This window comes from uncultured Demequina sp., assembly GCF_913055775.1.
Classification (GTDB): Bacteria; Actinomycetota; Actinomycetes; order Actinomycetales; family Demequinaceae; genus Demequina.
Genome location: NZ_CAJXJX010000130.1, coordinates 1 through 7555, shown reverse-complemented (window position 1 = coordinate 7555; position 7555 = coordinate 1). Strand labels below are relative to the sequence as shown.

Genomic DNA, 7555 nt, shown 5'->3' with positions numbered 1-7555 from the left:
AGCGAAGTGGGCCCACTTCGCTCGTCTAAGCGCGTAGGTGAGTGAAGTGGGCCCACTTCGCTCGGGACGGGGGCGGTGCGACGTGCGTCAGTGACCCGCGCCCAGGTGACCGGACATGCGGCCGTGGAACTCGGCCGAGGCCTGGTTGAGGCCCACGATCTGCGCCTCGGTGCCGTGCTGCGCGTACTTGAAGACCACGGAGTCGAGCGCCGCGACCGTGGACGCGTCCCACACGTGGGAGTGGGTCATGTCGATGATGACGTGCTCGGGGTCGCCGCCGTAGTCGAACTGCGAGTAGAGGTCGTTCGAGCTGGCGAAGAAAAGCTCACCGGAGACCGTGTAGCGGCGCACGCCGTCCTCGACGGGACCGCCGGAGACGTTGGCGATGTGCGCCACGCGACGCGCGAAGAGCACGGACGCGAGGACCACGCCCGCGACCACGCCGTACGCGAGGTTGTGCGTGATGACGACGACGCCGACGGTGGTCAGCATGACCGCGGTCTCGGAGCGCGGCATGCGGCGCAGCGTCGACCAGCGAATCGAGTGCCAGTCGAACGTCGCCCACGACACGAAGATCATCACCGCGACCAGCGCTGCCATGGGGATCGCGGCGACCACGTCTCCCAGCGCCAGGATGAGGACCAGCAGGAAGATGCCGGCCGCGAGGGTCGAGATCCGGGTGCGCGCCTTGCCCGCCTTCACGTTGATCATCGTCTGACCGATCATCGCGCAGCCACCCATGCCGCCAAAGAAGCCGGAGATCACGTTCGCGGCGCCCTGGCCCCAGGCCTCGCGCGTCTTGTCCGAGTGGGTGTCCGTGATGTCATCCACCAGTTTCGCGGTCATGAGCGACTCGAGCAGGCCCACGAGGGCCACGCCCAGCGCGTAGGGGAAGATGATCTGCAGCGTCTCCATCGAGAAGGGGACGTCGGGGAAGAACAGGCTGGGCAGTCCCTCGGGCAGCTGGCCCTCGTCGCCCACGGTCGGGACCGCCAGCGAGAACGCGACCGTCACGATGGTGAGAAGCACGATCGCGATGAGCGGCGCGGGCACCACCGTGGTGAGCTTGGGCAGGAACGTGATGACGGCCAGCCCCGCGGCGACCAGCACGTAAACGATCCACGGCACGTCCGTGAGGTGCGGCAGCTGCGCCATGAAGATGAGGATCGCGAGCGAGTTGACGAAGCCGATCATCACCGAGCGAGGGATGAAGCGCATGAGCTTCGCGATGCCCAGCCCGGCGAGCGCCACCTGGAGGATGCCGCCCAGGATGACGGCGGCGATGAGGTAGTCGAGGCCGTGGTCGCGCGCCAGCGGCGCCACCACCAGTGCGACCGCGGCCGTCGCCGCGGAGATCATCGCGGGGCGACCGCCCAGGAATGCGATCGCGACGGCCATGGTGAACGACGCGAACAGGCCAACCCGCGGGTCGACGCCCGCGATGATCGAGAACGAGATCGCCTCGGGGATCAGCGCCAAGGCGACCATCAGGCCCGACACGAGCTCGATCCGGTAGCGCTTGAGCGGCAGCTTCCAGGAGCTGAGCCGCCACAGCTCGCCGCCATGGGTCACGTCGGGAATGCCAGTGGGGGTGCGCTCGGTGGTCGTCATGATGTCCTCACGGCGGCGGGCACTTGCCTCACCTGGGAGTCGGGGAAGCCGATGCGGTGGCATGGCTCGAGCCCGGGCGTTCGCCCGGGCTCGTACGGAAGGTGCGGCCTCCGATGGCCGCGTCAAGGGTACCTGATGGCCGCATCGGCCCCTCTGGCGGTCGATTTCCGCTCACCCAAGCCCTTGGACGAGCGAAAGGGGCCCGAATCGCTCGTCTCGGGGCTGAGGTGAACGCAAAGGGGCCCGAATCGCTCGTTCGGGAGGCGTCCGGACATGCATCGGCCGGACCGTCCTAGGGGGGTGGGGCGGCCCGGCCGATGGTCTGTGACCGGTGGTGTCGCGCTAGGGCGACAGCCGGTGGCTTGTGCGGTGCTCGCCGGCACGTGCCGCCGAGATCCTGCGCATCAGTGTGCCAGGTCTCGGCGGCTCGTGCGAGCGAATCGCGGGTGGGTCGGAATCAGGCGTCGACCTTCTCCCAGCCGGTGCCGGGCTCGCCGGCCTCGGCGGGAGCATCGCCCGCGAGGTTCGCGCGCAGCTTCGCACCGAGGTCCGCGTCCACGTTCGTCCAGTACTGGATCGCGCGCTCGCGGATGTCGTCCGACTTCACGCCGCCCACGTGGCCGGTGATCTGCTCGAGGATGTGTGCCTTCTCCTGGTCGTTGAACACCTCGCGGTACATCGTTCCGGCCTGGCCGAAGTCGTCGTCCTCGGGGTGCAGCGTGGCGGCCGCACGCACCAGGGCGCCGTCCGACTCCCAGTTGCCCGCGTCTCCCGCGCGCTCGGCGTCGGCGTGTGCGCCGCCGTGCGAGTTGGGGGCGTACACCGGGGTGTCCGACGATGCGAACGAGTAGCGCATCGAGCCGTCCTTCGCGTACGAGTGGCCGTGGGGGCTCGCGGCGTGCGGCGAGTTCACGGGCAGGTCCGCGTGGTTGGTGCCCACGCGGTAGCGGTGCGCGTCCGCGTAGGAGAAGATGCGCGCCATCAGCATCTTGTCAGGCGACGGGCCGATGCCGGGCACGAAGTTCGACGGGGCGAACGTCGCCTGCTCGATTTGCGCGAAGTAGTTCTCCGGGTTCTTGTTGAGCTCCATGACGCCCACGTCGACCAGCGGGTAGTCGCCGTGCGGCCACACCTTGGTGAGGTCGAACGGGTTGAAGCGGTACGTCTTCGCGTCCTCGTAGGGCATGATCTGCACCTTGAGGTCCCAGCGCGGGAAGTCGCCGGCGTCGATGTGCTCGTACAGGTCGCGGATGTGGTGGTCGGCGTCCGAGCCCGCGAGCTGCGCGGCCTCATCGATCGACAGGCCGTGCACGCCCTGCTGGCTCTTGAAGTGGTACTTCACCCAGAAGCGCTCGCCCTCGGCGTTGATCCACTGGTAGGTGTGCGAGCCGTAGCCCTGCATCTCGCGCCACGAGCGGGGCAGGCCGCGCTCGCCCATGAGCCACGTCACCTGGTGCGCCGACTCGGGCTGCAGGGTCCAGAAGTCCCACTGCATGTCGTTGTCGCGCAGGTGGGTGCCGGGCAGGCGCTTCTGCGAGCGGATGAAGTCGGGGAACTTGATGCCGTCGCGGATGAAGAACACCGGGGTGTTGTTGCCCACGAGGTCGTAGTTGCCCTCGGTCGTGTAGAACTTCAGCGCGAAGCCGCGCGGGTCGCGCCAGGTGTCGGGCGAACCGTGCTCGCCAGCCACCGAGGAGAAGCGCGCGAGCATCTCGGTCTCGACGCCCGGCTGGAACAGGGCCGCGCGGGTGTAGTTCGCGATGTCGGGGTTCGTGACGGTGAACGTGCCGAACGCGCCGCCGCCCTTGGCGTGGACCACGCGCTCGGGCACGCGCTCGCGGTTGAACTGGGCGAGCTTCTCGACCAGGTAGTGGTCGGTCAGCGCGGTGACGCCGTCGTTGCCGACGGTCTGCGAGTGCTGGTCGGAGGCGACCGGCGCTCCGGCGTTGGTGGTGGTGAACTTCTCAGTCACGATGACTCCTTGGTTGCAGAGGGGACGTGTCAGACGGGGGCCGATGCGCCGGCTGGCTGGGCGACCTCCGTCGCCCTGCAGTCGGAGCACACGCCCCAGAAGGTGACTTCGGCCTCGGCGAGGTCGAAGCCGCTGGTCTTGCTGGGCGTCAGGCAGGGCGCGTGGCCCGTGACGCAATCGACGTCGGCGACCTTGCCGCATCGCTGGCACACGATGTGGTGGTGGTTGTCGCCCACGCGAAGCTCGTAGAGGCCGGGTTGGCCGGCAGGCTCGATGCGGCGGGCGATGCCGGCCGCGGCGAGGTCGTTCAGGACGTTGTGGACGGCCTGGCGGGAGGTGCTGGCCAGACGGTTGCTGACCTGGGTAACAACGGCGTCCACGCCTGAGTGCGGGGCGTCCGCGAGCGCGGCGATGACCGCCAGACGCGTCTCGGTGACGCGCAGGCCGGCCTCGCGCAGCAGCGCGCTGGGCTCAGCGGTGTGGGTGTCGATCACGGGTCTCACTCTAGGCGCTTGTTTTTACTGTGTCAAAAGAACGACTGGGGTGGGCGCTGTCCCGCGAGGCAGGGGGCTCACCGTGACACAACGAACGAGCGCCGCCTAGAACTCGGGACCTCCGGCCCATGCGCGCGGAGGCTCCGCGACGTATGTTCGAGAGAGGAACCAATACCCCCGGAGGTATCTCATGAAGCTTGTGGTCGTGGGCGGCGTGGCCGCCGGAGCATCCACTGCGGCGCGTGCGCGTCGCCTCGACGAGGACGCGGAGATCGTCGTCCTCGAGCGCGGACACCACGTGTCGTTCGCGAACTGCGGCCTCCCGTACCACGTGGGCGAGGTCATCTCGGAGCGGTCGCGGCTCATCCTGCAGACCCCGGAGAGCCTGCGTGAGTCTCTCGGCATCGACGTGCGCCTCGGCAAGGAGGTCGTGTCGATCGACCGCGACGCCCGCACCGTGGCGATCCGCGACGTCGACACCGGCGAGGAGTCCACCGAGACCTACGACAAGCTCGCGCTGTGCATGGGTGCCGAGGCGATGCGCCCGCCACTGCCCGGCATCGACCACCCGGCTGTCCAGGTCCTGCGCCGCATCGGCGACATGGACCGCATCAAGGCGCGCCTCGACGCCGCCCTCGACGAGCAGAAGGCCGGCCGCCGCGGCGTGGTCCGCGCCGTGGTCGTGGGCGCCGGATACATCGGCCTCGAGATGGCCGAGAACCTTCACCACCGCGGCGTCAAGGTCGACGTGGTCGAGCTGTCGGACCAGATCCTCCCGCCGGTCGACTCCGAGATCGCCGCTCCCGTCGAGCAGCACCTCACCGCCCGCGGCATCGACCTGCACCTGTCCACCGCGGCCGCAGCCTTCCGCCCGCTCAGCGATGGAGACGGTGACGAGCGCGTCAACGTCGAGCTCGACTCGGGCGTGACGGTCCCCGCGGACCTGGTCATCCTCGCGGCGGGCGTGCGTCCCGCCGTGGGACTCGCCCGCGACGCCGGTCTCGAGCTGGGTCCCAAGGGCGGCATCAAGGTCGACACCCACATGCAGACCTCCGACCCCGCGATCTGGGCCGCGGGCGACGCGGTGGAGACCGCGCACCCCGTGCTCCCCGGCGAGCACCTGAACCCCCTCGCCGGCCCGGCCAACCGCCAGGCGCGCGTCGCCGCCGAGAACATGTGCGGCCGCGACACCGAGTACCGCTCGACCCAGGGCACCAGCATTGTCAAGGTGTTCGACATGGTCGCCGGCGGCACCGGTGCCACCACCCGCCAGCTCGAGTCCGCGGGCGTCGCCTACCGAGTGGTCCACATCCACCCCTCGGGCCACGCCGGCTACTACCCGGGCACCGCGATGATGCACATCAAGCTGCTGTTCTCGCCCGAAGACGGTCGCGTGCTCGGCGCTCAGGCGTGCGGCTTCGACGGCGTCGACAAGCGCCTCGACCTGTTCGCCATGGCGATCCGCGCGGGCCTGACCGTGTACGACCTGGAGGAGCAGGAACTCGCGTATGCGCCGCCGTTCGGCTCCGCCAAGGACCCGGTGAACATGGCGGGCTTCGTGGCGAGCAACGTCCTGCGCGGCGACCTCGACCTCTGGTACTCGAGGGACTTCCCGGCCGCGACCGACGGCGCGCGCCTGGTCGACGTCCGCACCCCCGAGGAGTACGACCTGTGGCACATCCCGGGCGCCGAGTCCGTGCCGCTGGCCACCTTCCGCGAGGCCATCGCGGACTGGGACCGCAGCCAGCCCGTGCGCCTGTACTGCGCCGTGGGTTTCCGCTCCTACCTCGCGTACCGCATCCTCGTGCAGTCGGGCTTCGAGGACGTCAAGACGCTGTCCGGCGGCTCGACCACGTTCAAGCACGTCCACGGGACCGACAAGGCCGAGAGCCAGGCCCAGCCGCCCATGGAGAACTATGCCGAGATGGTGAGCGTCGCGTCCGCCGTCGCCGCCGCGACCGGCAAGCAGACCGACCTCGACTGCACCGGACTCGCGTGCCCCGGCCCCATCATGCGCCTGGCCGGCGCCATGAAGGCGGCCGATGCGGGCGACGAGATCCGCGTGACCGTGTCCGACCCGGGATTCGCCCTGGACGGCCCGGCGTGGGCGTCCAAGAACGGCCACACCCTCGTCGACATGACGCCCCAGGGGCCCGGCTACGTCGCGACGTTCCGCAAGGGCGGCGTCGCGCCGGTGACCACCGCATCCGCCCCCGCCGCCAAGAAGACGTCGATGGTCGTCTTCTCCGGTGACCTCGACAAGGTGCTCGCCGCGTTCATCATCGCGAACGGCGCCGTGGCCATGGGCCAGGAGGTGTCGATGTTCTTCACCTTCTGGGGACTCAACGCGCTGCGCCGCGAGGACCCGCCGCGCCGCGAGAAGAAGGCGATGGAGAAGATGTTCGGCGCCATGATGCCGCGCGGAGCAGACAAGCTGACGCTGTCGCAGATGCACATGGCAGGCGCCGGCACCAAGATGATCAAGAACGTCATGAAGCAGCACGACGTGCAGTCGCTGCCCGAGCTGATCGCTTCGGCTCAGGCTGGTGGCGCGCGCCTGATCGGCTGCACCATGACGATGGACCTGCTGGGCATCGCACAGTCCGACCTGCTCGAGGGAGTCGAGCTGGGTGGCGTCGCGACCTTCCTGGGCGAGGCCGAGGAGTCCGGGTCGACGCTCTTCATCTGAGCTGCCCCGCACCACACGTGGCGCGGTCCGCTGGCGAGTCGAGCCGCCGCGGGCCGCGCCCACGTCATGTCAGGGCCGCGAGCGGTGACGGCTGATCAGGCCCACTGATCCCGGGCGATCAGGACCTCCTTGAGGATGTCCGCCCGGTCGGAGACCAGACCGTCCACCCCGATGTCGAGCAGGTGCTCCATGTGGTCGCGCCGGTTGACGGTCCAGATGTGGACCTGCTTGCCGGCGGCGTGCGCGGCCTCGACATGGCGCTTGAAGATGAACGGGAACGGGTCCTTGCGCCACGGGATCTGGAGGCCGTCGACGCCGCCAAGGGTCTTGTCCGCATCCGCGCCCACCCAGGTGCCCAGCCACCACGCGATGGCCTCGCGCTCCGATGCCGGCATGGCGACCGGGCGTGAGAGCAGTTTCACGGTCGCGCGCCTGCGGTCCGCGGAGAACGACCCCAGGCACACCCGATCGTGGGCACCGGTGCGCTCGATCGCCTTCGCTGTGGGCTCGATCCCCGACTGCTCCTTGACGTCGATGTTCACCTTGACGTCCGGCCAGGTGCCGAGGATGTCCTCGAGCTTGGGCACCGGCTCGCCCCCGCCGATGCGGGCCGCGCCCACCGATTTCCAGTCACGCTCGGCGACGGCTCCGGTGGCGTCGGTGGTGCGGTCGAGCGTCTCGTCGTGCAGCGCGACGGCGACGCCGTCGCGAGTGCCGTGCGCATCGGTCTCGAGGTAGCGGAAGCCCAGGTCGACCGCGGCCTGGAACGCCTTCATCGAGTTCTCGAGC

5 protein-coding genes are annotated in these 7555 nt (G+C 69.4%); 1 reads left to right on the top strand and 4 read right to left on the bottom strand.

What is annotated here, in order from left to right:
* Nucleotides 1-87: 87 nt before the first annotated feature.
* From QZ483_RS11595 to QZ483_RS11585, 3 genes are all read right to left on the bottom strand, one after another.
* Nucleotides 88-1611, bottom strand: coding sequence for a SulP family inorganic anion transporter (locus QZ483_RS11595; protein ID WP_297084145.1), 1524 nt, complete (start codon nucleotides 1609-1611; stop codon nucleotides 88-90).
* Nucleotides 1612-2068: 457 nt separating this feature from the next.
* Complete coding sequence (locus QZ483_RS11590; RefSeq protein ID WP_297084143.1) at nucleotides 2069-3583, bottom strand: catalase; 1515 nt, start codon at nucleotides 3581-3583, stop codon at nucleotides 2069-2071.
* 29 nt (nucleotides 3584-3612) lie between these two features.
* Nucleotides 3613-4077, bottom strand: a complete 465-nt coding sequence (locus QZ483_RS11585; RefSeq protein WP_297084141.1) for a Fur family transcriptional regulator — start codon at nucleotides 4075-4077, stop codon at nucleotides 3613-3615.
* Between the two features lie 190 nt (nucleotides 4078-4267).
* On the opposite strand from QZ483_RS11585, the gene QZ483_RS11580 reads away from it, so the two are divergent.
* Nucleotides 4268-6766, top strand: a complete 2499-nt coding sequence (locus QZ483_RS11580) for an FAD-dependent oxidoreductase (RefSeq protein ID WP_297084139.1) — start codon at nucleotides 4268-4270, stop codon at nucleotides 6764-6766.
* Between the two features lie 95 nt (nucleotides 6767-6861).
* Here the strand turns inward: QZ483_RS11580 and QZ483_RS11575 are convergent.
* Nucleotides 6862-7555 (bottom strand): glycerophosphodiester phosphodiesterase family protein (locus QZ483_RS11575; protein ID WP_297084136.1); only part of this gene is annotated, 694 nt, incomplete at its 5' end.